At 72.9% G+C, this 26,160-nt stretch carries 22 protein-coding genes; 20 read left to right on the top strand and 2 right to left on the bottom strand.

All coding sequences use genetic code 11. The annotated features are described in order from the left end of the window. The first annotated feature begins 29 nt into the window (after positions 1–29). From RFN52_RS13940 to RFN52_RS13960, 5 genes are read left to right on the top strand one after another with little or no spacing between them, the layout of a single operon-like run. Positions 30–629, top strand: coding sequence for an RNA polymerase sigma factor (locus RFN52_RS13940; protein ID WP_184846441.1), 600 nt, complete (start codon positions 30–32; stop codon positions 627–629). Continuing rightward, positions 626–1,546: a zf-HC2 domain-containing protein gene (locus RFN52_RS13945; RefSeq protein WP_184846443.1), complete on the top strand. Its 921-nt coding sequence runs from the start codon at positions 626–628 to the stop codon at positions 1,544–1,546. The genes RFN52_RS13940 and RFN52_RS13945 overlap by 4 nt, the downstream gene beginning before the upstream one ends. Continuing rightward, positions 1,543–2,373 carry an ABC transporter ATP-binding protein gene (locus RFN52_RS13950; RefSeq protein WP_184846445.1) on the top strand — a complete coding sequence of 277 codons (831 nt, stop codon included), beginning with the start codon at positions 1,543–1,545 and terminating at the stop codon, positions 2,371–2,373. The genes RFN52_RS13945 and RFN52_RS13950 overlap by 4 nt, the downstream gene beginning before the upstream one ends. Beyond that, positions 2,370–3,719: a hypothetical protein gene (locus RFN52_RS13955; protein WP_184846447.1), complete on the top strand. Its 1,350-nt coding sequence runs from the start codon at positions 2,370–2,372 to the stop codon at positions 3,717–3,719. Before RFN52_RS13950 ends, RFN52_RS13955 begins: the two co-directional genes overlap by 4 nt. Next, a complete protein-coding gene (locus RFN52_RS13960; RefSeq protein WP_184846449.1) occupies positions 3,716–4,324 on the top strand; it encodes a hypothetical protein in 609 nt (202 codons plus the stop codon). Before RFN52_RS13955 ends, RFN52_RS13960 begins: the two co-directional genes overlap by 4 nt. Before the next feature lie 39 nt (positions 4,325–4,363). Here RFN52_RS13960 and RFN52_RS13965 read toward each other — a convergent pair whose 3' ends face one another. After that, a complete protein-coding gene (locus tag RFN52_RS13965) occupies positions 4,364–4,900 on the bottom strand; it encodes an HNH endonuclease (RefSeq protein WP_033314199.1) in 537 nt (178 codons plus the stop codon). 313 nt (positions 4,901–5,213) lie between these two features. Between RFN52_RS13965 and RFN52_RS13970 the strand changes: the two genes are divergently transcribed. From RFN52_RS13970 to RFN52_RS14035, 14 genes are all read left to right on the top strand, one after another. Further along, positions 5,214–6,314 carry a mechanosensitive ion channel family protein gene (locus RFN52_RS13970; protein WP_184846451.1) on the top strand — a complete coding sequence of 367 codons (1,101 nt, stop codon included), beginning with the start codon at positions 5,214–5,216 and terminating at the stop codon, positions 6,312–6,314. Between the two features lie 277 nt (positions 6,315–6,591). After that, positions 6,592–7,803, top strand: a complete 1,212-nt coding sequence (locus RFN52_RS13975) for an ROK family transcriptional regulator (protein ID WP_184846453.1) — start codon at positions 6,592–6,594, stop codon at positions 7,801–7,803. A gap of 57 nt (positions 7,804–7,860) precedes the next feature. Continuing rightward, positions 7,861–9,198 (top strand): ABC transporter substrate-binding protein, encoded by a 1,338-nt coding sequence (locus RFN52_RS13980; RefSeq protein ID WP_184846455.1) that lies wholly within the window; start codon positions 7,861–7,863, stop codon positions 9,196–9,198. 11 nt (positions 9,199–9,209) lie between these two features. Further along, positions 9,210–10,154 (top strand): carbohydrate ABC transporter permease, encoded by a 945-nt coding sequence (locus RFN52_RS13985; RefSeq protein ID WP_184846457.1) that lies wholly within the window; start codon positions 9,210–9,212, stop codon positions 10,152–10,154. Beyond that, positions 10,151–11,044: a carbohydrate ABC transporter permease gene (locus RFN52_RS13990; protein WP_184846459.1), complete on the top strand. Its 894-nt coding sequence runs from the start codon at positions 10,151–10,153 to the stop codon at positions 11,042–11,044. The genes RFN52_RS13985 and RFN52_RS13990 overlap by 4 nt, the downstream gene beginning before the upstream one ends. An 89-nt stretch (positions 11,045–11,133) precedes the next feature. Further along, entirely contained in the window at positions 11,134–12,399 is a 1,266-nt protein-coding gene (locus RFN52_RS13995; RefSeq protein ID WP_184846460.1) for a 6-phospho-beta-glucosidase, read from the top strand. Next, entirely contained in the window at positions 12,390–13,355 is a 966-nt protein-coding gene (locus tag RFN52_RS14000) for an N-acetylglucosamine kinase (RefSeq protein WP_184846462.1), read from the top strand. The genes RFN52_RS13995 and RFN52_RS14000 overlap by 10 nt, the downstream gene beginning before the upstream one ends. Before the next feature lie 502 nt (positions 13,356–13,857). Then, positions 13,858–15,309: a GlnX family signal transduction membrane protein gene (locus RFN52_RS14005; protein ID WP_184846464.1), complete on the top strand. Its 1,452-nt coding sequence runs from the start codon at positions 13,858–13,860 to the stop codon at positions 15,307–15,309. A gap of 68 nt (positions 15,310–15,377) precedes the next feature. After that, a complete protein-coding gene (locus tag RFN52_RS14010) occupies positions 15,378–16,361 on the top strand; it encodes a glutamate ABC transporter substrate-binding protein (RefSeq protein ID WP_184853890.1) in 984 nt (327 codons plus the stop codon). A gap of 80 nt (positions 16,362–16,441) precedes the next feature. Beyond that, positions 16,442–17,776, top strand: coding sequence for a coiled-coil domain-containing protein (locus RFN52_RS14015; protein ID WP_184846466.1), 1,335 nt, complete (start codon positions 16,442–16,444; stop codon positions 17,774–17,776). Positions 17,777–17,793: 17 nt separating this feature from the next. Further along, on the top strand, positions 17,794–20,361 hold the full coding sequence (locus RFN52_RS14020; RefSeq protein WP_184846469.1) for a serine/threonine-protein kinase: 2,568 nt from the start codon (positions 17,794–17,796) through the stop codon (positions 20,359–20,361). Positions 20,362–20,364: 3 nt separating this feature from the next. Beyond that, positions 20,365–21,780, top strand: coding sequence for a PP2C family protein-serine/threonine phosphatase (locus tag RFN52_RS14025; protein WP_184846471.1), 1,416 nt, complete (start codon positions 20,365–20,367; stop codon positions 21,778–21,780). 99 nt (positions 21,781–21,879) lie between these two features. Then, positions 21,880–23,226, top strand: a complete 1,347-nt coding sequence (locus tag RFN52_RS14030; protein ID WP_184846473.1) for a vWA domain-containing protein — start codon at positions 21,880–21,882, stop codon at positions 23,224–23,226. A gap of 32 nt (positions 23,227–23,258) precedes the next feature. Then, entirely contained in the window at positions 23,259–24,662 is a 1,404-nt protein-coding gene (locus RFN52_RS14035) for an FHA domain-containing protein (protein WP_184846475.1), read from the top strand. Positions 24,663–24,683: 21 nt separating this feature from the next. Here RFN52_RS14035 and RFN52_RS14040 read toward each other — a convergent pair whose 3' ends face one another. Continuing rightward, complete coding sequence (locus RFN52_RS14040; RefSeq protein WP_184846476.1) at positions 24,684–25,667, bottom strand: methyltransferase domain-containing protein; 984 nt, start codon at positions 25,665–25,667, stop codon at positions 24,684–24,686. Between the two features lie 79 nt (positions 25,668–25,746). Here RFN52_RS14040 and RFN52_RS14045 point away from each other — a divergent pair, with 79 nt between their 5' ends. After that, entirely contained in the window at positions 25,747–26,160 is a 414-nt protein-coding gene (locus RFN52_RS14045) for a globin (RefSeq protein ID WP_184846478.1), read from the top strand.

Raw genomic sequence — 26,160 nt, forward strand, 5'->3', positions numbered from 1 at the left:
ATAGACGGGGTGTGAGACTGTTCCGCCCCATGGGGGGCCACCGGGAGACGGACGAGGGGGACTCGGACGCGGCGCTGCTACGGGCGGTCGCGGGCGGGGACTCGGCGGCGATGGCCGCGCTGTACGACCGGCACGCGGGCTGGCTGCACGCGCGGCTGACCCGGCGCTGCGCCGATCCGGAGGTCGTGCGCGAGGTGCTGCAAGACACATTCGTCACGGTGTGGCGGTCCGCGGACTCGCACCGCGGCGAGGACGCCGGCGGCTGGCTGTGGACGATCGCCGCGCGCCGCCTGGTCGACGCCTGGCGGGTGCAGCAGCGGACCGCGCGGCTGCGGACGGCGCCGATGGAGGAGGCGGGGGACGACTGCCGGCCGGCGGCGCCGTCCGCGGAGGACCGGGTGCTGGCGGGGCTGGAGTACGGCGACGTGGGCACCGCCCTCGACAGGATCTCGCCCGAGCTGCGCGAAGTGCTGCGCGCCACGGTCGTCGACGGGCTGACCACCCGCGAGACCGCCTGGCTCCTCGGCATACCCGAGGGCACCGTCAAGTCCCGGGCGATGCGCGCCCGCGCCGAACTGCGCGCGGCCCTCGCCCAGGTGAGCCCGTCGCCGATGGGAGGCCCGGCATGACCGGCTGGCACGCGCCCGACCACTTCGTCACCCGGTACGCGGACGGCTCTCTGCCGGAGTCGGACGCCTGGTCGCTGGAGAAGCACCTGGAGTGCTGCGGCACCTGCGCGGCCCGTGTGTCGCGGGCGGTGCGCGGGGCGGCGGCGGGGGTGGTGCTGGCCGAGGTCCGGGAAGCGGTGCTGGGCAACGCACGCGAGGCCGTGCCGGGTGCCCCGCACGCGGCGAAGGCGGCGCCCCGCGCACCAGCGGCGGCGCGGAAGGCACACCGGGCCCGTCCGTGGGCGCCGGGCTCGCGCCCCGCCCGCATCCTGTGGGCGGCCGGCCCGGCCGTGCGCGGGGCGTGGCTGCCGGCCGTGCTGCTGGTGGCCGTGGGAGCCGTCGCCCTGGCCCATGCGGGCGGCCTCCCGGACGCGCGGCCCTGGCTGCTGGCCCTCGCCCCGGTCCTGCCGGTCGCCGGTGTCGCCCTGTCCTACGGGCCGCACGCCGACCCGCTGCACGAGATCGCCGCGGCCACCCCGTCGGCCGGGCTGCGGCTGGTGCTGACGCGGACCGCCGCCGTGCTGGCGGTGAGCCTGCCGCTGCTGACCCTCGCCGGGGCGCTGCTGCCGTCCTCGGACGCCCCGGGCGCCGCCGCCTGGCTGCTGCCGGGTCTCGCGCTGACGCTGGCCTCGCTGGCGCTGGCCGGCCACGTCGGCGTCCGCACGGCCACGGCCGTGACCGGCGGCGGCTGGCTGTGCGCCGTGCTCGGTCCGGTGCTCGCCGCCCCGGGCGGACGGCTCACCGCACATCTGTCCGAGCGACTGTCGTCCTTCCTGGACGGCGCCCCGGCACAGGGCGGCTGGGCGGCGGCTGCCGTCCTGTGCGCCGCCGTGCTGGCCACGCGGCGCCCCGCCCACCACTTCCTGGAGATGCGTTGACCACGGCCCCCCACCCCTCACGTTCCCTGCCCGCGGAGCCGGTCGGCATCCGGGTCACCGGCCTGCGTGTCCGGCACCGCAGGACCGTCGCCCTGGACTCGGTGGACCTCGACTTCGGCCCGGGCGTGCACGGGCTGCTCGGCCCGAACGGCGCCGGCAAGACCTCGCTGATCCGCGTGCTCGCCACGGTCGCCGAACCGTCCGGCGGCCGGGTGGAGATCCTCGGCCACGACGCCGGCGACCACCGGCGGCGCAGCGGGGTCCGCCGCCGGATGGGCTACCTGCCGCAGGAGTTCGGCTACTACCCGGGCTTCACTGTGCGGGAGTTCGTCGCGTACGTGGCCTGGCTCAAGGAGATGCCCGCGGCCGTCACCCCGAACGCCGTCGAGCGGGCCGTCGCCCGCGTCGGCCTCGCCGACCGCATCGACGCGAAGGTGCGCACGCTGTCCGGCGGCATGGTCCGCCGCGTCGGCATCGCGCAGGCCATCGTCAACGACCCCCGGGTGCTGCTCTTCGACGAGCCGACCGCGGGCCTGGACCCGGAGCAGCGCGTGGAGTTCCGTGAACTGCTGCGCGAACTGGGCGCCTCCTCGACCGTGATCGTCTCCACCCACCTGGTGGAGGACGTGGCGGCTGCCTGCACGGAGGTCACCCTCGTCGAGGGGGGCCGGGTCGCCTACCGGGGCACCCCGGATTCCCTCGCCGGGCTGGGCGACGCCACGGACTGCGTCGGCGACAACCCGATCGAGCGCGGGTACACGGCGGCGCTGCGCGCCCACCGCGCCCGGCCGCGCCAGGCAGCGGCCCTCGGGGAGGTGGCGCGATGACCCTCGTGTCGGAGCGGCGGACCCCGCCGCGACGCACGGGCCGCCCGCGCCGGGCGCCGCACCCGTTGCGCGCCGAAGCCGTCCACGGCTTCGCGCCCTGGGCCGGAGCGGCCGTCTTCCTGACCCTCGGTGTGCTGCTGGCGGGGTCGGCCGAGCAGTGGCAGGGCGGCTGGACGGAGACCCGGTCACGGCTGCACGAGGGGATGCTGATCGTCCTTCCCCTGGCCTCGGCCGCGGGCTGCTGGCAGGGCGGACGGGAGCGCCGGCGTCGTACGGAGGAACTGTGGGGGACGGTGTCGCGCGGGCCGCTGGCCCGGTTCGTGGTGGCGGCGCTGCCGGTCGCGCTGTGGACGGCCGCCGGGTACGGGGCCGCCGCGGCGGGCGCGCTGGTGGCCACCTGGCCGTACGCCACCGGTGACCGTCCCTACTTCGATCTGCTGCCGGCGGACATGGCGGCGGCAGCGGCGGCAGCGGCGGCAGGTCAGGTCGTGGGGCGGGTGGTCGCCTCGCGGCTGGCGACGCCGCTGCTGGCGTTGGCCGGGTATGTCGTCCTGGGCATGGCGTCGACGGTCCGCGAGGGGTCCGGTCGCCTGCTGAACCCGGCGTTCCCAGTCCGCACGGACACGGTGCCGGTCGCGTGGCAGCCCGCGGCGGTGGCGCTGTGGACCGCGGGTCTCGCGGCGGCCGTGGTGCTGGCCCACACCGCCCGGCGCCGGTACACGGCCCTCCTGCCGCTGGCGGCGGCGACGGCCGCGGGCGCGCTGCTGGTGCAGGCCGGGGACGGGGTGTGGCGCACCAACCCCGCCGGGAGCCGTCAGGTGTGCGACACCTCCACCAGCCCCCAGATCTGCGTCAACGCTCGGTACGAGAAGCTGTTGCCGCAGGTGACGGCCGCCCTGTCGGGGATCACCGGCCGCCTGGAGGGAGTGCGGAACGTGCCGGTGCGGTTCGAGGACCGGCCGGGCCGCCCGGGTCGGGACGAGGCGGAACTGCCGATGCTGACGCCGCTGGGCTGGTCGGTGGTGCGGGGGCGGCTGACCGATCCGGGGCAGTACGCCTGGGAGGCCGTGCAGGCGCTGCAGGGCCGGATGGACTGCGGGGCGATGGACGCGCGGGTGCACACGGAGGACGACGCGGTGACCCACTATCTGGCGCCCAGCCCCATGGAGAAGACGTTCGACGAGCACGATGCCGCCGGTGACGAGGCCCAGCGGGCGGAGTTGCGGCGGCGGCTGGCGGCGCGAGCCCGGCTGACGGCGATGGACGAGGACGAGCGGCGGGCGTGGCTGTCGGCGTACTTCGCAACGGCGGGCGACTGCGACGCGAGGGGGGTGCCGGCGCTGTGAGCAGTTTCGGAGGCTTCCTCTACGCCCGCTCCCGCACCGTTCCCCGCACCCTCGCCGCGCTCGCCGGGACCGTCGGGTTCGCGGTGTGGGCGGCGGAGCGGATGGACACCTACCTCGACACCGACCAGCGGGTGCCGATCGTGGCCCTGTCCCCGCTGCTGGCCGCCGCGGTGATCGGAGTGAGCCTGCATACCCCCTCCGACGAGCTGGACCGGACGGCCGTACGTCCCTGGTGGCCGCGGCGGCTGACCCAGCTGCTGGCCCTCACCGCGCTCGCGGCGGCACTGCTGCCGCTCGCCGTGCTCGGGGACGCGACCGCCTTCGGCCCCCCGGCCATGATCCGCAACACCCTGGGCTGCGTCGGCGTCACGGCCGCCGCGTCCGTCGTGCTGGGCGCCCGCCTGAGCTGGCTGCCGCCGTTCTGCTTCGTCGGCTCGGTGGTTCTGGCCTCGAGCGGGGTGCGCGGCCCCGCGGTCACGGTGTGGGCGTGGCCGATGCAGCCGGGCCCCCAGCCGGGAGCCTGGCTCGCGGCCGGCGCGGCCTTCGTGGTCGGCACCGCCTTCTACGCCGTGCGCGGGGCGCGGCCGGAGGGGCCCCGGACCTGACCGTCCGGCCGCACCCCGGGCATGCGAAGGCCCGGATCGTCAGGCGGAAATGCCGTCGATCCGGGCCATGGCGTCCTCCGCGCCGTACGGCTGCAAGTAGGGCAGCCAGCGCGGATCCCTATGGCCGGTCCCGATGATGCGCCACGCCAGGCCGGAGGGCGGGGCAGGTTTGTGGCGCAGCCGCCAGCCGATCTCGAAGAGGTGCCGGTCGGCCTTCACGTGGTTGCAGCGGCGGCAGGACGCCACCACGTTGTCCCAGACGTGCTTGCCCCCGCGGCTGCGCGGGATGACGTGGTCGACGCTGGTTGCGACGCCACCGCAGTACATGCACCGGCCCCCGTCGCGGGCGAACAGCGCCCGGCGGGTCAGAGGAACGGGCCCCCGATAGGGAACCCGGACGAATCGCTTGAGCCGGACCACGCTGGGTGCGGGGACTGTGACGGTCGCGCTGTGCAGATAGGCGCCGGACTCCTCGAGGCATACGGCCTTGTTCTCGAGGACGAGGACGAGCGCGCGGCGGAGCGGTACGACACCTAGCGGCTCGTACGACGCGTTGAGGACCAGGACATGCGGCACGGATGCCTCCTTGGACGCCGGCGGCGCGTGGCTCGCGCCGGGACGATTCGTAGTCAGTCTCCCCTCATGCCTGGTGGAAGCGCCACCATGTCCCCGTAACGGGCTGGGAGTGTTTTCGACCACATCTGATTCATCCCCCGGACCATGGCCTGTTCAAGCCCAGGTGAGCACGGTCTCTCCTTCACACATCCTGCCGAAGCACACACAATGCCCCGTTAGTGTGGTGGTTCTGCCCGTTCGGTGACCCAGCCGTGACCTTGACCCCCGTGAACCGCCGCACCGGGGCAGACCGCTGCACCTGGAGGTACCTGCCGTGTCCCTGTCCGCCGTCCTGCTCGCCGCCGGCCCGTCGCCGTCGCCGACCCCCTCGGACTCGGAGACTCCGAGAGTGCCCTCGCTCCAGGACGCCCAGGAGAGCGCGACGAACGCCGCCGGCTGGGTCGAGCAGAACTGGTCGACGTGGCTCGCGATCGGTCTCAGGGTCCTGCTCATCGTGGTGATTGCCGCGGTGCTGCGGATTTTCGTGCGCCGGGCGATCACCAAGCTGATCGACCGCATGAACCGGACCGTGCAGTCCGTGGACGGCAGCGCGCTCGGCGGGCTGCTGGTCAACGTCGAACGCCGCCGGCAGCGCTCGCAGGCCATCGGCTCGGTGCTGCGTTCGGTGGCGTCGTTCCTGATCATCGGCACCGCCGCGCTGATGATCCTGGGCACCTTCCAGATCAACCTCGCCCCGCTGCTGGCCTCGGCCGGTGTCGCCGGTGTGGCGATCGGCTTCGGCGCCCGCAACCTCGTCACGGACTTCCTGTCCGGCGTCTTCATGATCCTGGAGGACCAGTACGGCGTCGGCGACACGATCGACGCGGGCGTCGCCTCCGGCGAGGTGATCGAGGTGGGCCTGCGCGTGACCAAGCTGCGCGGCGACGGCGGCGAGATCTGGTACGTCCGCAACGGCGAGGTCAAGCGCATCGGCAACCTCTCGCAGGGCTGGGCGACGGCCAACGTCGACGTCACCGTCCACGCCGGCGAGGACCTGGACCGGGTGAAGGCCACCCTGGACGAGGTCGCCGAGAAGATGGGGGCCGAGGAGCCCTGGAACGAGCTGCTGTGGGGCCCGATCGAGGTCCTCGGCCTGGACAGCGTGCTGCTGGACTCCATGGTCGTGCGCGTCACGGCCAAGACGATGCCCGGCAAGTCCCTGACCGTGGAGCGCGAGCTGCGCTGGCGCATCAAGCGGGCCTTCGACGCGGCGGGCATCCGGATCGTCGGCGGCGCCACGGCCCCGGTGGAGGAGCAGCCCGTCGACCCGACGGCGGGGATGGCCGCCCCGTCGGTGTACGCGAACGCGACGTCCCCGCAGTCGGCGGCGGCGTCCCCGCTCGCACCGCCCGCGCCGACGAGCACCACGAAGTAGCAGCACAGCGAAGTAGACGAGCACCACGAAGTAGCAGCACAGCGAAGTAGCAGCACCCCCTTACCCAGAGGGCGGCATCCGGTTCTGCCGGATGCCGCCCTCTCGCATGTCCGGATGGAGACGGGGCGTCCGCTATTGACGGCCACCCGGCGCCGGGCTTACCTTCCTCCCCACCGATAGGAAACTTTCCTAACAGTGATCGGGGAGCGGCGGTCCGATGGACTTCCCCGCCTGATCACTGAGAAGCTGAGCAGCCGAAGGGCAGGTGTGGACACGCATGGCAGGAACCGCCGGCACGCCGGGCACCCCGCGCGTCCTGCGCGCCATGAACGACCGGGCCGCCCTGGACCTGCTGCTGGAGCACGGACCGCTGTCCCGCACCCGGATCGGCAAGCTCACCGGCCTGTCCAAGCCGACCGCCTCCCAGCTCCTGTCCCGACTGGAGGCGGCGGGTCTCGTCCTGGCCACCGGCACCACCGAAGGCCGGCCGGGCCCGAGCGCCCAGCTCTACGAGGTCAATCCGGCAGCCGGCCACGCCGCCGGACTCGACGTCACCCCCCAGCGGATCCTCGCCGCGGTCGCCGACATCACCGGCCGCACGGTCGGCCGCTTCGAACTGCCCACCCCCGGCAGGCGCACCGGCACCCCGGTCGTCCAGCAGGTCACCGACGCCCTGGACGGCGCGGTGAAGGCGGCCGGTCTCGCCCGGGACGACGTCCACCGCCTCGTCATCGGCACCCCCGGCGCCTTCGACCCCACCACCGGCCGGCTGCGCTACGCCTCCCATCTCCCCGGCTGGCACTCCCCCACCCTGCTGGAGGAGCTGGCCGCCGCCCTGCCGATGCCGTTCGAGTACGAGAACGACGTCAACCTGGTCGCGCTCGCCGAACAGCGCCTCGGGGCGGCCCGGGGTCACGCGGACTTCGTGCTGCTGTGGAACCAGGAGGGCCTGGGCGCCGCCCTGGTGCTGGGCGGCCGGCTGCACCGCGGCTGGACCGGCGGCGCCGGCGAGGTCGGCTTCCTGCCGGTGCCGGGCACGCCCCTGGTCCGCCAGGTCACCAAGGCCAACAGCGGCGGCTACCAGGAGCTGGCCGGCTCCCAGGCCGTCCCGCGCCTGGCCCGCGAACTCGGCATCGAGGACGTCCCGCAGGGCCCGTACGCCGAGGCCGCCGCCGAACTGGTGGCCAGGGCGGCACAGGCCGGCGACGACGCCCACCGGCACCTCCTGCAGACCTACGCGACCCGGCTGGCCACCGGTCTGGCCTCCCTGGTCTCGGTCCTCGACCCCGAGCTCGTCGTGCTGAGCGGCACGTCCCTCACCTCCGGCGGCGAGCCGCTGCGCGCCCTCGTCCAGACCGAACTGGAAGAGCTGGCCGCGTCCCGCCCGCGCCTGGTCGTGGGCGACGTCCGTGAACACCCCGTGCTGCGCGGCGCGCTGGAGAGCGCGCTCGCGACGACACGCGACGAGGTCTTCGACACCTCCCGCTGACCCCACCCCCCTCCCGCGATTCCCTTCCTCTTCCCCCGTGCCTCAGGGAGCCCTGCCATGCCCGGAATATCGAGAAAAACCACCATCGCCCTCGCCGCCTCCGCCTCCATCGCGCTCCTCGCCACGGCCTGCACCGGCCGGCCGGACTCCGGCGCGAGCGACGACGCCTCCAAGGAGACGACCGTCACCTTCTGGCACGCCTGGAGCGCGCCGTCGGAGGTGAAGGCCGTCAAGGACCTGGTCGCCGGATTCGAGAAGGCGCACCCCAACATCCACGTCCATGTCGTCGGCAACATGACGGACGACAAGATGAACCAGGCCCTGCGCACCGGCGGCGCCAAGGCCCCGGACGTGATCTCGTCGTTCACCACGAACAGCGTCGGGAAGTTCTGCTCCTCGGGCGCCCTGGTGGATCTCGACCCCTTCTTCGAGAAGTCGGGCATCGACCCGCGGAAGACCTTCCCGAAGGCCATGAACGAGTACACCCGGTTCGAGGGCAACCGCTGCGCGGTCCCCCTCCTCGGCGACGCCTACGGCCTCTACTACAACAAGACGGCGTTCAAGAAGGCGGGCATCACCGCCCCGCCGAAGACCTGGTCGGAATTCGAGCGGGACGCCGAGAAGCTGACGATCCCCCAGGGCGACACGTACAAGCAGCTCGGGTTCATGCCGAACTACCACGGCTGGGAGACCACCACCGAGCACTACCTCGGCCAGTTCTCCCCCACGTACTTCGACAAGGACGGCAAGTCGAACGTCGCGAAGGACCCGGCCTTCGAGGCCGCGTTCAAGCTGCAGAAGAAGCTGGTCGACGCACTCGGCGGCTACCGCAAGCTGGAGACCTACCGCTCCGGGCTCGGCGACGAATGGGGCCCCAAGCACCCCTTCCACACCGGCCAGGTCGCCATGCAGCTCGACGGCGAGTGGCGCCTGGGCATGGCCCTGGACGCCAAGCCGAAGTTCGACATCGGCGTGGCCCCGCTGCCCGTCCCGGACGACCAGGCCGACCAGTACGGCAAGGGCTACATCACCGGCACCATCGCCGGTATCGCCGCGACCAGCAAGAAGCAGAACGCGGCCTGGGAGCTGGTGAAGTACATGACCACGAACACGGACGCGGTGGTGAACTTCTCCAACGCCATCCACAACGTGCCCTCGACGCTGGCGGCCCTGAAGTCCCCGAAGCTGACGTACGACCCGCGCTTCAAGACGTTCCTGGAGATCGCCGCGAACCCGGACTCCACCACCGCTCCCGCCTCCGTCAACGGCGGCGTCTACCTCACCACGATCCAGCAGTTCGGCTACGACTACGAAAGCGGCAAGGCGACCGATCTCAAGGCCGGCCTGAAGAAGACGGCGGCACAGATCGACACGGACATCGCGCAGGCGAAGTAGGCGACGAGCCGATGAGCACCTACACGCTGCGGGCGAAACACCGCCGCTCGACCCTGCGCACCCTCGCCTTCCTCTCCCCCTGGCTGATCGGCTTCACGGTCTTCTTCGCCTACCCCCTCGTCTCCACCGTCTACTTCTCCTTCATGCGGTACGACGGCTTCAGGCCGCCGGTGTGGACCGGCACGAAGAACTGGACGTACGTCTTCGAGCACTACCCCCTGTTCTGGCCCGCCCTGCGCAACACCCTGTGGCTGGTCGTCATCATGGTCACGCTCCGGGTCGCCTTCGGCCTGGGCGTGGGCCTGCTGATCACCAAGATCAAGACGGCCACGGGTGTCTTCCGCACCCTCTTCTACCTGCCGTACCTGGCCCCGCCCGTGGCGGCCACGATGGCCTTCGCCTTCCTCCTCAACCCCGGCACCGGCCCGGTCAACTCCCTCCTGGAGAAGACCGGGCTGCCGGCCCCGGGCTGGTTCAACGACCCGTCCTGGTCGAAGCCGGCCCTGACCCTGCTGGCCCTGTGGGGCATCGGCGACCTGATGGTCATCTTCATGGCCGCCCTGCTCGACGTGCCGAAGGAGCAGTACGAGGCGGCGCAACTGGACGGCGCGACGCCCTGGCAGCGCTTCCGCTACGTGACGCTTCCGAACATCTCCCCGATCGTGGTGTTCGCGGTCGTCACCGGCGTGATCCAGACCATGCAGTACTACACGCAGCCCCTGATCGCCGGGAAGGTCGCCTCGGGTGTGATCCAGGGAGCGGGCACGCTGTTCGAGCCCGGCTACCCCGACAAGTCGACCCTCACCCTCCCCCAACTCGTCTACAACCTGGGCTTCCAGCGCTTCGACTACGGCTCGGCCTGCGTGGTCGCCCTGGTCCTCTTCGCCCTCTCGATGGCCTTCACGGCACTTCTGATGCGCCGCAAGGGCGGCCTGATCCAGGCAGGTGAACGATGACGCAGGTACTCGACAAACCCCTGGAGCTGAAGGCGCCGCCTTCCCCCGCGGAACGCACGGCCCGCCGCAGATCCCTCCTGGAATGGATCGCCGTCCACTCCCTCGGCATCGCCGCGGCCCTGTTCTTCACCCTCCCCTTCGTCTTCGTCCTCCTCACGTCCCTCATGAGCGACAGCCAGGCGCTCAGCCGCGACCTGATCCCGCACACCTGGGAGTGGGACAACTACCGAAAGGTCTTCGACACCCCGGGCTTCCTCACCTGGTGGCGGAACACCCTGTTCTACGCGTTCCTGGGCACGGCGCTCACGGTGATCTCCTCGATCCCGGTGGCCTACGCCCTGGCCAAGTTCCGCTTCCGGGGCCGCAATCTGGCCCTGATGCTGGTCATCTCGATGATGATGCTGCCGCCGCAGGTGATCATCATCCCGATGTACCTGTTCTGGGCGAAGCAACTGGACCTGTCCGGCTCCCTCTGGCCGCTGATCATCCCCATGGCGTTCGGCGACGCGTTCTCCATCTTCCTGCTGCGCCAGTTCCTGACGACGATCCCCGACGAGTACGTGGACGCCGCCAAGGTGGACGGCTGCGGCGACCTGCGCACCCTGCTGAAGGTCGTCCTCCCGATGGCCAAGCCGGGCATAGCCGCCGTCGCCCTCTTCCAGTTCTTCTACGCCTGGAACGACTACTTCGGCCCCCAGATCTACGCCTCGGAGAACCCGGGCGCCTGGACGCTCTCCTACGGCCTGGAGTCGTTCAAGGGCGCCCACCACACCGACTGGAACCTCACCATGGCCGCCACGGTGCTGGTCATGGCCCCCGTGATCCTCGTGTTCTTCTTCGCGCAGAAGGCGTTTGTCGAGGGCGTCACGCTCACCGGAGTAAAGGGTTAGACAGACATGCAGCATCTCCCCGGGGGCCAACCCCCGGACCCCCGGCCGATGGTCGTCGTCCCGGGCGCCTGGAAGCGAGGGACCCCTCAGTGAAACTCACCGTGGTCGGCGGAGGCTCGACCTACACCCCCGAACTCGTGGACGGCTTCGCCCGCCTGAGGGACACCCTGCCCGTCGAGGAACTGGTCCTGATGGACCCCGCCCAGGACCGCCTGGAGCTGGTGGGCGGCCTGGCCCGCCGCATCTTCGCCCGCCAGGACCACACGGGCCGCATCACCACGACGAGCAACCTCGACGAGGCGGTGAACGGCGCGGACGCGGTCCTCCTCCAGCTCCGCGTGGGCGGCCAGGCGGCCCGCCTGCAGGACGAGACCTGGCCCCTGGAGTGCGGCTGCGTGGGCCAGGAGACCACCGGCGCCGGCGGCCTGGCGAAGGCCCTGCGCACGGTCCCGGTCGTCCTGGACATCGCGGACCGCGTCCGCCGCACCAACCCCCGGGCCTGGATCATCGACTTCACGAACCCGGTGGGCATCGTGACCCGCGCCCTGCTCCAGGCGGGCCACAAGGCGGTGGGCCTGTGCAACGTGGCGATCGGCCTGCAGCGCAAGTTCGCGGCACTGCTGTCCGCGGCGCCCTCCGACATCCACCTGGACCACGTGGGCCTCAACCACCTGACCTGGGAGACGGCGGTACGCCTGGGCGGCCCGGAGGGCGAGGACGTCCTGCCGAAGCTGCTCGGCGAACACGGCGAGCGGATCGCCGCCGACCTCCGCCTGCCCCGCCCCCTGCTCGACACCCTGGGCGTGGTCCCCTCCTACTACCTGCGCTACTACTACGCGCACGACGAGGTCGTACGGGAACTCCGGACCAAGCCGTCCCGGGCGGCCGAAGTGGCTGCCATGGAAAGCGAGTTGCTGGCCCTGTACGCCGACCCGGCCCTGGACGAGAAGCCGGAGCTGCTCGGCAAGCGGGGCGGTGCCTTCTACTCGGAGGCGGCGGTGGACCTGGCTGCGGCCCTGCTGGGCGGCGGCGGCACGCCGTACCAGGCGGTGAACACGTACAACCGGGGCACGCTCCCCTTCCTCCCCGACGACGCGGTGATCGAGGTCCAGGCGGCCGTGGGCGCCCAGGGCGCGACCCCCCTCCCCGTACACCCCGTCGACCCCCTCTACGCGGGCCTGATGGCCGGCGTCACCGCCTACGAGCACCTGGCCCTCGAAGCCGCCCTGCACGGCGGCAGGGAACGCGTCTTCCGCGCCCTCCTCTCCCACCCCCTCATCGGCCAGTACGCGTACGCCGAGACGCTCACCGACCGGCTGATCGCACACAACCGGGAGCACCTCGCGTGGGCCTGACCGTCCTCGCCATCGACGCGGGCAACAGCAAGACCGACGTCGCGATCGTGACGTCCGACGGAGAGGTCCTGGCCACGGCACGCGGGGGCGGCTTCCGCCCGCCGGCCGTGGGCGTGGACACGGCGATGGACGACCTGGCCGAGACGGTGACACAGGCCCTCACCGCCGCGGGGCTCACCTCGGTCACCCAGGTCTCGGCGTGCCTGGCGAACGCCGACTTCCCCGTCGAGGAGGAGCAACTGGCCGCGGCGCTGCGAGCACGCGCGTGGGGCAGGAGCGTGACGGTCCGCAACGACACCTTCGCGATCCTGCGGGCCGGTGTCACCGAACCCCGCGGCGTGGCGGTCGTCTGCGGCGCGGGCATCAACTGCGTGGGCATGCGCCCCGACGGCCGCACCGCCCGCTTCCCTGCCCTCGGCCGGGTCTCGGGCGACTGGGGCGGCGGCTGGGGCCTGTCCGAGGAGGCCCTCTGGCACGCCGCCCGGGCGGAGGACGGCCGCGGCGCCCCCACCGCCCTCGCCCGCACCCTCCCCGCCCACTTCGGCCTGCCCACCATGTACGCCCTGATCGAGGCCCTGCACCTGGAGCACATCCCGCCGCTCCGACGCCACGAGCTGACCCCGGTCCTCTTCGCGACGGCCTCCGGCGGTGACCCGGTCGCCCGGACCATCGTGGAACGCCAGGCCGAAGAGGTTGCCGCCATGGCCGTCGTCGCCCTGACCCGCCTGGACCTCCTGTCCGAGGAGACCCCGGTCCTCCTGGGCGGCGGCGTCCTGGCGGCCCGTCATCCCCAACTGAACGACCGCATCGCCCACTTGCTCACGGAACGCGCCCCCAAGGCGGTCCCCCAGGTGGTGACGGCGAGCCCGGTGCTGGGGGCGGCGCTGCTGGGCCTGGACAGAGTGGGCACGCGCGAGGGGGCGCAGGGGCGGTTGCGGAGGTACTACGGCGTGTGATCGCAAGGGCGGTTGCCGCTGAGCGGGGTGGGTCCGCAGCCCGGCGTAGCGGGGTGCCGCTGCGCCCACCCGTGCCGCCCTTAGCGGCACGCATGCCCGCAGCTGGGACGACCCGCACCCGCGTACGGCGAGAAGGGGCCGTGTCGGGGGGTGTCCGCCCGCAGCGGTTGGCGCGTCAACGAACAGTCAGTCGGCGTCCGACCCCATCGCGCCGTTCCGAGGACGGACACCCCCCGGCGCGGCCCCGACCCACCACCGGCGAGAAGGCGAAAGCGCGCGCCCCCCCACCCGGCGAAAGGCAAAGGCAGGCACGCACCCCACCCACGGGAACCGAACAACCTCCCCGTACGTGTTCCTGAACAAGGGGTGGTGCGAGGGGTGGTGCAAGGGGGCGCGAGCCGCGCTCCACGCTGCGATCCGATCAAGATCGAGGCAAGGCCGGTGCGGATGTCAGTCCCGGCAGCGATACTTGCGGCGACGGATGACCATGGGGGAGGTCACAGTGACGTACACGCCGAAGAGCAGCCCGCCACCACCAGGCCCGGGCCTGCCCGTCCTGCCGGCGGTTCCGGCACAGGCGGCGCCCCCGGCCCGGCCCCCCGAGAACACCCCGGCCCCCGAGGCGCCCCCGGCGGCACCCCGCCGCACCGCCTTCGCCGAGGGCCTCGACCAGCTCCGTGCCGCCGCCACCACCGAACCAGGCCGCCTGCGCATCATCGGTGCCCTCCTCGCCCTCCTCGTCATCGCCTTCGGCGCCGTCACCGCCTGGCAGATGACCGACCGCGCGGCCGCCGCCGACGACGTCCTCACCCGCAGCCAGCCCCTCAGTTCGGACGCCGCCGACATCTACCGCTCCCTCGCCGACGCCAACACCGCCGCCTCCAGCGGCTTCCTCGCCGGCGGCCAGGAGTCGGCCGCCACCCGCGACCGCTACGAGCGGGACATCCGCACGGCCGCCGAGAAGCTCGTCAACGCCGCCGCCAACGCCGAACCGGGCTCTCCGTCCACGGCGACGATCGCCGAACTCAACAGACTCCTCCCGGAGTACAAGGGCCTGGTGGAGCGCGCCCGTACGTACAACCGCCAGGGATTCCCCGTCGGCGGCGCCTACCTGCGCTACGCCAACGAGAAGATGCAGAAGGAGATGCTCCCGGCGGCGGAGGACCTCTACACGAAGGAGAACCAGCGCCTCAGCGCGGACTACGCGAGCGCCACGCCCTACCCCTGGGCGGCCATCGCCCTCGGCGTCGTCGCCCTGGCCGCCCTCGCGTGGGCCCAGCACCGCAACTATCAGCGGACGAACAGGGTCCTGAACCACGGCCTGGTGACCGCCACGGTCACGGCCACGGTCGTCCTCCTCTGGCTGGTGGTCGGCCACACCATCGCCCGCGCGGGCCTGGACGACTCCTACGACCACGGCGTCCGCTCCCTGAACGTCCTGCACGACGCGCGCATCGCCTCCCTCAAGGCCCGGGGCAACGAGAACCTGACCCTGGTGGCCCGCGGCGCGGAGACGAAGAAGATCGGCGAACAGACCTACGACGCCTACGACTACGACTTCGGCAGGGACATCAAGGCGCTGGCCGCGCGCCTGGCGGCGGCGGAGAAGCTAGCCGACGACACCTCGGGCGAGCGCCCCGTCACCGCCGCCGTGGGCAACATGACGGAGTGGAAGAAGCGCCACACCGCGGCCCGCGAGCAGGACGAGAACGGCAACTACCAGCAGGCGCTGGACCGCGTCATCGGCAGCAAGGACGCGACGGGCGAGTGCTTCGACAGCGTCGACGAGAACCTGCGCACGGCACTGGCGCACGAGGAGACGGAGTTCAAGCGCGCGGCCGGTGACGGCCGCGACGCGCTGACGGGCATGCCGGCCGGCGCGGCCGTACTGGCGGTGCTGGGCGCCGCGGGCTCGGTCCTGGGCATCGGCCGCAGGCTGTCGGAGTACCGGTGAACGGGCCGGAGGCGAAGGGAGGAACGACCGTGCGAGACGCGCTCAGGGGCTGGGGCGGAGTGACCGCGATGGCAGTCGTGTGCGCCCTGGTGGCGCTGGTGGCCCTCTGCCTGCCGCTCACCACGGACACGACGTCCGCCCAGAACACCACCGCGGCCACCCAGACCGCCCGGACCGCGGCGGAAGAGGACTGCGAGGCCCCCGAGAAGCAGACCCTCTCCCCCTCCTCCGCCGACGGCGACACCATCCGGGCGATCAAGAACCGCGAGGGCGAGAAGCGCAAACTGATCGTCGGCGTCGACCAGAACAGCTACCGCTGGGGCTACCGCAACCCCAACAGCGGCAAGACCGCGGAGCTCGAAGGCTTCGACATCGACCTGGTCCACCGCATCGCCGAGGACATACTCGGCGACCCGGACGCCGTGCAGTTCAAGGCGATCCCCACCGACCAGCGCATCCCGGCCATCAAGGACGGCCGCGTGGACATGGTCGTCCGCACGATGACGATCAACTGCGCCCGCATCGCCGACGTCGCCTTCTCCGCGCCCTACTTCAAGACGGGCCAGCAGGTCCTGGCCCCGAAGTCCTCCCCCGTCGAGGGGTACGACGACACGCTCGCCGGCCGCAGGATCTGCACGGCGGCGGGCTCCACCGCGTACTCCACCCTGGAGGCGGACAAGAAGGACGGCGACCTCCCGGCCAGTACCGACATCTCCACCACCGTGCCGAACCAACTCGACTGCCTGGTGCGGCTCCAGCTCGGCGAGGTCGACGCCGTCGTCACCGACGGCGCGCTCGCGGCGAGCCAGGCGGCACAGGATCCGACGGTCCAGCTCAAGGGCGACGCCTTCACTGCCGAGTACTACGGCGTGGCGATGAAGAAGGACGCGGACGACCTGGTACGCCGGGTCAACCAGATCCTGGTGGACTACCGCAAGGACACCGCGAACGGCTGGCAGGCGTCGTACGACCATTGGCTGTCGGCAACACTGGGCAAGGATGCGAAGAAGTCGGAACCACCGGCACCGCAGTACCTCCGCACCACCGGCTGACACCCTGCTGAACCCGCGAGCACCCCACACCAGAAGACGACAGACGACACGCGACACACAACGGCAGCGAGAGGTGATCGATGGGCGTCACGGGACCCACCGGGCCGGTGATGGACCGGGACGAGGTGGACCGTGCGCTGGCGCGGCTCGGCGCGGAGCACGAGGCGATCGAGACCTCGCTCCTCGCCCTGCAGGACCACGCGGGCCGCAGACTCCTGGAGGGCGCCGAGCTCACCGGCGTCACCCAGGAGCGCTGGACGGCCACGGAGGCGTCGATCACGCTGCTGTGGACGTACTTCGACGCGTACACCGACGCGCTGCGCTCCGCCCGCGACATCCGTTCCCGCCGCCGCTGGTCCAGCCGCGAGGACCTGGCGGAGCTGACGGAACTGCTGAACGGCGACGCGGTCACCGTCGCGGGCAGCGCCACGGCGACGGCCAACGCCCCCACCCTGCACGGCAGTCCGACGAAACTCAGCGAGCGCTACTCGCTCACCACCCTCGTCGACCGGATGAACGAGCTGTACGCGACGAGCCTGGACATGGTGGTCGCCGCGGACGCGGTCTGGTCGGCCCTGCCGGCCCGGATCGACCTGCTCGCGGCGGAACTCCAGCGCACCCGGCGGCTGGCGCACTCGGTCGGCGTGCGCCCCGGCGAGCACCCCGCGGGCGACGACCTGGAGCGCATCACGCGGATACTGACGAAACTGCGCGAGCAGGTCGTCTCGGACCCGCTGGCCTTCTGGGTGGCCGCGGAGGGCAGTTCGGCGCCGGGCGGCGGCCGGCCGGACACGACGGTGTACGACCGCGAGGCGCGTGCGCTGGACGACGTACGCCGTGAGATCGACGCCGTACTGACCGTCCGGCAGGACGCCGAGAAGCGGATCGTGAAGCTGCGGGACCTCCTCAGCCGCGCGGACCGCACGCTGGCCGAGGCGCGCACGGCACGCGGCGAGGTGCTGGCGAAGATCGCGGCGACGGAGGTGCCGGTCGTCAGCGGCCCGCCGACCGTCCTGCAGGAGCAGCTGGCGGCGGCCGCGGAGTACCGCAGGCAGGCGCAGTGGCACCGGCTGTCCCCGCTGCTGGAGTCGCTGGAGCAGAAGGCCGAGGACGAACTGCTGCGCGCCCGTGAGTCATTGACCGCGGTCACCGCCCCGCTGGCGGTCCGCGCCGAGCTGCGCGGCCGGCTGGACGCGTACAAGGCGAAGGTCGCCCGGCACGGCTTCGCCGAGGACACGCTGCTGGTGGAGCGGTACGAGAAGGCGCGCCGCATGCTGTGGAGCGCCCCGTGCGACCTGCGCGCGGCCGAGCAGGCGGTGCTGCGCTACCAGCACGCGGCGGCGGAGCTGTTCGGCGGCCCCAGGGTGCCGGAGCAGGGTGTGCCCGAGGACGACCGGAGGGGGCCGGGCGCGTGAGCGACGAGGGGGAGTCCATGAGTCAGGCACCGCAGGAGCCGCCCGGCGCGCAGCCACGCACCTGCCAGCGTCCCGCCTGCGACGGTACGTACGAGGACGTGGGCGGGGGCGAGCTGTACTGCGACACCTGCGGTCTGGCCCCGGTCGTCGCGGCCGGGGGTCCCCCCTCCGGGGACGGCATGGTCGCTTCGCCCCCCACCGGCGTGACCGCCGGCGGCAGGGGCGGCTCCCGCGGGTCCGCGGGCAGCGGCAGTTCCCGCTCCAGCGGCCGCAGTTCGCGGACGTCGTCGCAGTCGTCGAAGTCGCGCCGCTCGGTGTCGGGGCGCCTGTCGCGGTCCCTGTCGGGCAAGTCGACGGGCCGCTCGGTGTCGGTGCGCAGCTCCGGTTCGACCGCCGGTTCCGGGTCCCGGGGCCGGCTGGGCGCCGGTCTGGTGCAGGTGCCGCCGATCCCGCGGCCCGACCCGCGCGAGATGGTCCTGGACAACCCCGAGGTGCCCGAGCGGAAGCGGTTCTGCTCGCGCTCCGACTGCGGCGCCCCGGTGGGCCGGGCGCGCGGCGACCGTCCGGGCCGCACGGAGGGCTTCTGCACCAAGTGCGGCCATCCGTACTCCTTCGTGCCGAAGCTCAAGGCCGGGGACGTGGTGCACGGCCAGTACGAGGTGGTCGGCTGCCTGGCGCACGGCGGGCTGGGCTGGATCTACCTCGCCGTCGACCGGGCGGTCTCGGACCGCTGGGTGGTCCTCAAGGGCCTGCTGGACACGGGCGACCAGGACGCGATGGCGGCGGCGATCTCCGAGCGGCGCTTCCTCGCGGAGATCGAGCACGCCAACATCGTGCGGATCTACAACTTCGTGGAACACCTGGACCAGCGCACGGGTTCGCTCGACGGCTACATCGTCATGGAGTACGTCGGCGGCAAGTCCCTCAAGGAGATCGCCAACGCCCGCCGCACCGCCCAGGGCAGGCGCGACCCGCTGCCGGTGGAGCAGGCGTGCGCTTACGGCATCGAGGCGCTGGAGGCGCTCGGGCACCTGCACAGCCGGAACCTGCTGTACTGCGACTTCAAGGTCGACAACGCGATCCAGACCGAGGACCAGCTGAAGCTGATCGACATGGGCGCGGTGCGCAGGATGGACGACGAGGAGTCGGCCATCTACGGCACGGTCGGCTACCAGGCCCCGGAGGTGGCGGAGGCGGGCCCGTCGGTGGCGAGCGACCTGTTCACCGTCGCCCGCACCCTGGCCGTTCTGACCTTCGACTTCCAGGGCTACACGAACGTCTACGCCGACTCCCTGCCCGACCCGGACCACATCGAGGTGTTCCGGCAGTACGAGTCGTTCTACCGGCTCTTGGTCCGTGCCACCGACCCCGACCCGGCCCGCCGGTTCGCGTCCGCGCAGGAGATGACCGAGCAGCTGACGGGTGTACTGCGGGAGGTCGTCTCCCTCCAGACGGGCCGCGCCCGCCCGGCCCTTTCGACACTGTTCGGGCCGGAACTTCGGGTGACGGACACGGAGTTGTTCCCGAGACTGGACGGCGAGGTGTCCCGTCTGGGGGCCCGGGTGGTGCGGCGGAGCGGGGCTCGTGCCGGTGCTCCCGCCGCCCTGCCCGATCCGCAGCGGCCGGGGCCCGCACACAGCCTCGTCAAGCCCGTCGACACCCCCTCCGCCGCGTTCGCCCTGCCCGTCCCGCGCGTCGACCCGACCGACCCCAACGCCGGTTTCCTGGCGGGCCTGATGACCTCGGCGCCCGCGGAACTGCTCGGCGCCCTGGCCGCCGCGCCGGCCCCGTCGATCGAGACCCGGCTGCGGCAGATCCGGGCCTGGCTGGAGACCGGTGATCCGGCCGCCGCACTGCAGGCGCTGGTCGCGCTGGAGGGCGAGCGGCCCGACGACTGGCGGGTGGTCTGGTACCGGGGCGTGGCCGCGCTGGTCACGGGCGACGACGAGGGCGCCGCGCTGGCCTTCGACGCGATCTACGACGCCTTCCCGGGTGAGATCGCGCCCAAGCTGGCACTGGGCCTGTGCGCGGAGGTGCTGGGGCAGCTCGACAACGCCGCCGAGTACTACCGGCTGGTGTGGTCGACCGACCCGAGCTACGTGAGCGCCGCGTTCGGCCTGGCCCGCGTCCAGCTGGCGACCGGGGACCGGCTCGGTGCCGTACGGACGCTGGAGTCGGTCCCGGAGTCCTCCATCCACTACACGGCCGCCCGGGTGGCGGCCGTGCGGGCGCGGCTGCGGCAGCGCACGGCGAGCGCCTCCGACGCGGCGTTCCTGGGGGATCTGACGGCGGCCGCCGCGCAGGTCGAGGCGCTGGAGGCGTACGGTCTGGATCCGGCGCGGCGGGAACAGTTGTCGGCCGAAGTCCTCGGTTGCGCGCTGGACTGGGTACTCTCCGGGGGCCAGGGTTCCGCCCCTCCCGCCGCCGGGGGACGGACGCTGCTCGGCAGCGGCCTGGACGAGCGGGGCCTGCGTTTCGGCCTGGAACGCTCGTACCGCACGCTGGCCCGGCTGGCGCGGGGCGGCGAGGAGAGGATCGACCTGGTGGAACGTGCCAATCGTTACCGCCCCCGGACGTGGGTGTAGTTGATGTCGCAGATGCCCCAGTTGTCCGCCTGCCCGAGTTGCGAGGAACCCCTCGAATCGGGTGACCGTTTCTGCGGCGCGTGCGGATATGACCTGTCCGCCGTGCCGGAACGGCCGCAGGACAACCCGACCATCACCATGAACGGCTCGGTGCCCGGACAGGGCGCTCCGGCCGGCGAGTATCCCGAGCCCCCGTCGGCGCCCCCCGCCGGCGCGGCCTGGCCCGCCCCCGGGCCGGACGGCACGGGAGCCCCGGAGGCGGTGCACCTGTCGACGGACCTGCCGGGCACGGACTCGGGCGGCTCGGCCCTGCCGCCTCAGGCGCCCCCGCCACCGAGTGCCCCGCCGGCCGCGGCCGCGGGCGTGCGCTTCGACCGGCCGCGGCAGCCCGACGGGGCTGCGGTGGCGCCGGAGATCTACCAGACACAGCCCGACGAGTACCTCCTCCAGGCACCGGACCCACGGGTGTCCGCCGAGCCGGCGGCCCAGGCCGCGGGCGCCGGCGGCAAGGTCTGCGTCGCCTGCCGGGCCGGCCGCGTGGACGACGACGGCTACTGCGAGAACTGCGGCCACGCCCAGCCGCGCGAACGGGACCACATGGAGCAGGAGTCCGGCCCCCTGGCCGCGGTCAGCGACCGCGGTCTGCGCCACCACCGCAACGAGGACGCGTTCGCCATCGGCACCACCACGCTGCCCGACGGCTCCCCCGCCTCCGTCGCGATCGTCTGCGACGGCGTCTCCTCGGCGACCCGCCCCGACGACGCCTCCGCGGCGGCGTCCAAGGCGGCGGGCGAGACGCTGCTGGCGGCCCTGCCGCGCGGCACGCACCCGCAGCAGGCGATGCACGACGCGATCCTCGCCGCCTCGCGCGCCGTCAACTCGCTCGCCGCGGAGCCCGCCACGGCCCTGGAGCAGGCCCCACACCAGAACGCCCCCGCCTGCACCATCGTCGGCGCCGTGGTGACGTCGGGCCTGCTGATCGTCGGCTGGGTCGGCGACAGCCGCGCCTACTGGGTGCCGGTCGACCGGAGCGCTCCCCCCGCCCGGCTCACCGAGGACGACTCCTGGGCCGCGCAGATGGTCGCCGCGGGCCTGATGAACGAGGCCGAGGCCTACGCCGACGAGCGCGCCCACGCGATCACCGGCTGGCTCGGCGCGGACGCCTACGAACTGGAACCGCACACCGCCGCGTTCAAGCCGGACCGCCCCGGTGTGGTGGTGGTCTGCACCGACGGCCTGTGGAACTACGCGGAGGCGGCCGAGGAGATGGCCCGCGTCGTCCCGCTCGACGCGGCCACGCAACCGCTGCACAGCGCCCGGGTGCTCGTCGGCCACGCCCTGGACGGCGGGGGCCACGACAACGTAACAGTGGCGCTCGTGCCGTTCCCGGCCGTGCCCCAGGGGGCAGGATCGGCCTGAGGCCACGTACGGGGACGCCTCGGCGGACCGGAGGGGACCGGTCCGCCTACCGTCATCACCTCGCCGCGGCGGGGGCTTTGGAGGGGGATCGAAGCAGGCATGGCCAATTTCTCGAAGTCGAACGTGCCCCAGTTCTCGGTGGACGTCTACCAGAACGAGTACCTGCCGGAGGGCGCCGGCGAGGTCAACGCCATCGTCACGGTGACGGCGACGGGCGGCGGCACCATCGGCACCGCGGTCGCGGCGCCCCACCTCTACGCGCCCGGCCAGGGCCCGTCCGCGGCCGTGGCGATCATGGTCGACTGCTCGGGTTCGATGGACTACCCGCCGACCAAGATGCGCAACGCCCGCGACGCCACGGCCGCGGCGATCGACACCCTGCGCGACGGCGTGCACTTCGCGGTGATCGGCGGGACCCACGTGGCGAAGGAGGTCTACCCGGGCGGCGGGCGCGTCGCGGTCGCCGACGCCACCACCCGCGAGCAGGCCAAGCAGGCGCTGCGCTCGCTCAGCGCCGGCGGCGGCACGGCCATCGGCACCTGGCTGAAACTGGCCGACCGCCTGCTGTCCTCCGCCGACGTCGCGATCCGGCACGGCATCCTGCTCACCGACGGCCGCAACGAGCACGAGTCACCCCAGGACCTGAAGGCCGCGCTCGACGCCTGCGCCGGGCGCTTCACGTGTGACGCGCGCGGCGTGGGCACCGACTGGGAAGTGAAAGAAGTCACAGGGATCGCCTCCGCCCTGCTCGGCACCGCCGACATCGTCGCCGATCCGGCCGCGCTCGCCGCGGACTTCACGCGGATGATGGAGACGGCGATGGGCAAGGAGGTCGCGGACGTCTCGCTGCGGCTGTGGACCCCCGTCGACACGACCGTGAGGTTCGTCAAGCAGGTCGCACCGACGGTCGAGGACCTGACCGGCCGGCGCACCGAGGCGAGTCCGCGCGCCGGCGACTACCCCCTTGGTTCCTGGGGAGATGAGTCGCGTGACTACCACGTCTGCATCGAAGTCCCGGTCGCGAACATCGGGCAGGAGATGCTGGCGGGCCGGATCTCCCTGGTCATTCCGCAGCCCGACGGCAGCGTCCAGAACCTCGGCGCGCAGGGTCTGGTGCGGGCCGTGTGGACGGACGACATGGCCGCCTCGACGTCGATCAACCCTCAGGTCGCCCACTACACCGGGCAGGCCGAACTGGCACAAGTCATCCAACAAGGTCTGGATCTTCGTAAGTCCGGAGATATGGACGGAGCAACGGCCAAACTGGGCCGGGCCGTTCAGCTCGCCAGTGCCTCCGGAAACGCGGATACTGCGAAACTGCTTGCGAAGGTGGTGGACGTGGTCGATGCCGCGACCGGTACTGTGCGACTGAAGGCGAAGGTCGCGGAGGCTGACGAGATGACGCTCGAAACCCGTTCCACCAAGACCGTTCGCGTGAAGAAGTGACCTAGAAGAGATCGAAGGAGGGACGCGCCGACATGCCGACCTGCCCGAACGGACACCAGTCGGGTTCCGACGACTGGTGCGAGGTCTGCGGTCACCGCATGGCGGGTGCCGTGCCTCCGCCTCCTCCCCCGCCGCCCCCGCCCGGCGGCTACGGCTTCCCGCCCCCGCCCGGCCAGGGCGGCCCGCAGGGCCCCGGCGGCCAGCCCGGCGGACGCCCGCCGCACCTGTCCGCCGTACCGAACGCCGAACCGGAGCTCTGCCCGCAGTGCCGTACGCCGCGTGAGGGCGGCGCCCCGTTCTGCGAGGAGTGCCGGTGGAACTTCCTGACGAACACGGCGACGTCGTACACCCCCGCGGCCCCGCCGCCCGGCCCCGGCGTGCGTTTCCAGCCACCGGGCCGGCAGGGCCCGCCCGGCCCGTCGTACGGCGGCGGTGACTCCTACGAGTACCAGGGCTCCCGCCCGTCGCAGGTGAACCGCCCCGCCGAGCCGATCCCTCCGTTCGGCGGCGACCCGTCCGGCCGCCCCGGCCCCGGTGGCCCCGGTGGCCCCGGTGGCCCCGGCCCCGGTGGCCCCCAGGGCGGTGGCTACGGCTACCCGCAGCCCGGCGGTGCCCCGACCTCGCCCGGCCCCGGCGGCCCGGGTGGTCCCGGCGGCTTCGGCGGCCCGGGCGGTCCCGGTGGTCCCGGTGGTCCGGGAGGTCCCGGCGGTCCCGGCGGCTTCGGTGCCGACCCCTCGCGGCCGGTCCCGCCCCCGCCCGGACCCGGCGGTCCCGGTGCTCCGCAGGCGTTCCACCAGTCCGGCCCGCAGGCCCCGCCCGGATTCCCGCAGGAGACCCAGCGGCCCCCGCAGCAGGGCGGTCCGTCCTTCGGCGGCGGTGACGACGACTGGGTGATCTCCCCGCCGACGTCCGGCCCGGGCGGCCAGGGCGGCCCCGGACAGGGCGGCTACGGCTACCCGCAGCCCGGCGCGACGCAGGCCCCGCCCGGACCCGGCGGCTTCCCGCAGCAGCCCCAGGCACCGCAGGGGCCCGCGACGTGGACGGCGACCATCGGCCCGGACCGCGACTACTTCATGGCGATGATGCAGCGCTCCGGCCCCGAGGCCACGGGCCTGAACCTGCCCGCGTACTCGCCCGAGCAGCAGCGCACGCTCACCGGCAACCAGCTCACGATCGGGCGCCGCCGGCATTCCACCGGCGACACCCCCGACATCGACCTGTCGACGCCGCCGGAGGACCCGGGCGTCTCGCACCAGCACGCGGTGCTGGTGCAGCAGCCGGACGGCAGCTGGGCGGTCGTCGACCAGAACTCGACGAACGGCACGACGGTCAACGGCTCGGACGAGCCGATCCAGCCCTTCGTCCCCGTACCGCTGCAGGACGGCGACCGGGTGCACGTGGGCGCCTGGACGACCATCACGATCCGCCGCGGCTGAACCCCCGCCCGGGCAGCCGCGTCACGACGGGAGGGGCCAGGCGTACGGCCCCTCCGGGTCGTCCAGCCAGGCCCACTGCCTCTCGCCGCTGACGGTGATGCCGTAGCGCTCGCGCTGCGGCCTGCCCTCCTGCTCCCACAACGCGTGCGCCTCCTGCGGGTCGAGGCTGCCGCGGGTCAGGGCCAGCAGGAAACGGAACAGGTCGTCCTCCCGGGCCCGGTGCGGCACCCCGCCCAGCTGGACCGGCTCGCCCCCGGGCCGGCCGGCGCCGCGCAGCGGCACGAAGTAGGCGGGCGTGTGCAGGAAGCGTCCCTCGGCGAGCCCGGCGCCCGTCACCGTCAGCATGATCAGGCCGGTGGCGAGCGGCACGAGGATCCGGCCGCCGGGGCGGCTCTGGGCGACCCAGGCGGGCGGGACGCCGCCCAGGGCGCAGGTGGCGATGATCCGGTCGAACGGCGCGCGCTCCGGCACTCCCCGGGCGCCGTCGCCGGTGACGACGACCGGGTGGTACCCGGCGGCTGCCAGGTGCCGGCGGGCCGACTCGGTGATCTCCGGGTCGAGGTCGACGGTGGTGACCTTGTCGTCGCCCAGCCGGTGGGCCAGCAGCGCCGCGTTGTAGCCGGTGCCGGCGCCGATCTCCAGGACCGTGTGGCCCTCCGCGACACCCAGCGCGGCCAGCATGTCCGCCATCAGGGACGGCTGGCTGCTGGAGGACACCAGCTCGCCGTCGCGCAGCCGGGTGGCCAGCGGGGTGTCCTCGTAGGCGCCCCGCATCCACCGCTCACGCGCTCCGGGGTCGGTGCTCTCTCCCCAGCGGCGTTCGTAGCCGCCCGCGACGCCGACGTAGTAGTACGGCACGAAGAGGTGCCGCGGTACCGCCGCGAAGGCCTCCCGCCAGCCCGGGTCGGCGTCCCAGGCCCCGCTCGCCCCGATCCGCCGCACCAGCGCCTCCCGCGCGGCGGCGGCGAGATCGTCGAGCTCCCTGCCGGGTGCGTAACCGCCCATGTCTCCACAGTAGGGGCAGGACCCTGACAACAGCGGCAGGGTCCTAGGTCTTGAGTCCTATGCCGGAGCGTCTGAGACCATGGAGCGCGTGAATGAGATTCGGCGCGGCACACTTCAGGAGCAGACCTTCTACGAGCAGGTCGGCGGGGAGGAGACCTTCCGTCGGCTCGTCCACCGCTTCTACGAGGGAGTCGCCGAGGACCCGCTGCTGCGGCCCATGTACCCCGAGGAGGACCTGGGCCCGGCCGAGGAGCGCCTCGTGCTGTTCCTCATCCAGTACTGGGGCGGCCCCACGACGTACAGCGACAACCGCGGCCACCCGCGGCTGCGGATGCGGCACGCGCCCTTCGCGGTCGACCGTGCGGCGCACGACGCGTGGCTGAAGCACATGCGGGTCGCCGTCGACGAGCTCGGGCTGTCCGAGGAGCACGAGCACACGCTGTGGAAGTACCTGACGTACGCGGCGGCCTCGATGGTCAACACCGAGGGCTGA

Origin of the sequence: Streptomyces collinus, from assembly GCF_031348265.1 — a bacterium.
Taxonomy (GTDB): Bacteria; Actinomycetota; Actinomycetes; order Streptomycetales; family Streptomycetaceae; genus Streptomyces; species Streptomyces collinus.